Raw genomic sequence first — 914 nt, 5'->3', positions numbered from 1 at the left:
GCCGTTAGAGAAAAGATATTATATCTGTGAGGCCCTTTTTGTGATGCCAGAAATAGGCTCACTGGTTGAAGTGATTTTTACAGTAGAAAAATTACCGCAATGGAGAGCCATTGTTAGCAGTACTCAACAATTTCTTTTATCGCATATTAAACGTTAAGGAAGGTAATTATGTTCCCTAAGATAAATATAAGTGGTTTGTTATGTGATAAAACACGAGTGAGATATTTTGTCACATTATTGATAATGACTTTTCTGCTAATGTCACCACTCAGTTTTGCCGAAAACCGCCCCGGTTTTGTTTGCGGTAAATTTAATGGGCATGTTATGGAAGTGCCTAAAGAATATATTATTTACTGGGCGGAATATGAAGGGAAAAGTTCCTGGACGCCTGGCTTTACTAAAAATAAAAAAGGCTGCGATGCCAATTTTACCTCTTTACCCATGATCGCCAGTTGGCCGGATATGCAGCCGGGGGATCAGAATCTATGGTATGAGCAAAGACTTGAGTATGAAGGACTCATTATAAGTGTCAGAACATTTAAACGTTCTGATACTGATATCACCTATAAGCGTAATTTTTTTCTAAGAAAACAAAATGATAGAACCTTTGATCCGGTTATTTATATCGATAAGTTAGGGTTGTTTTTTGTTAAAGCCACCAAAAAATTAAATAGAGGCCCTCCGCCAGATAAAAATGATCTTTATTGGCCTTATTGGTTTGATGAGAATATTAATGGTTATTACTGGGCGGAAGTTAACGGGCGGGTGCCGGTGATATTTGATTGTGTCTGGCTCCCGTTGGAGAAAAGGTATTACAGGTGTGAGGCCCTTTTTGTGATGCCGGAAATTGGCTCACTTATTGAGGTTTCTTTTACAGCAGAAAAATTACCGCAATGGAAAACCATTGTTAGCAA

General features: G+C 38.1%; 1 protein-coding gene. It reads left to right on the top strand.

Going from position 1 to position 914, the window contains the following annotated elements; genetic code table 11:
• Positions 1–168: 168 nt before the first annotated feature.
• Positions 169–914, top strand: a 746-nt coding sequence (locus tag YALDO0001_RS19425; protein ID WP_004705706.1) for a hypothetical protein, incomplete at its 3' end; no start/stop codon positions are given.

It is taken from the genome of Yersinia aldovae ATCC 35236, assembly GCF_000173735.1.
GTDB classification, from domain to species: Bacteria; Pseudomonadota; Gammaproteobacteria; order Enterobacterales; family Enterobacteriaceae; genus Yersinia; species Yersinia aldovae.
This window is presented reverse-complemented; position numbering and strand designations above follow the sequence as displayed.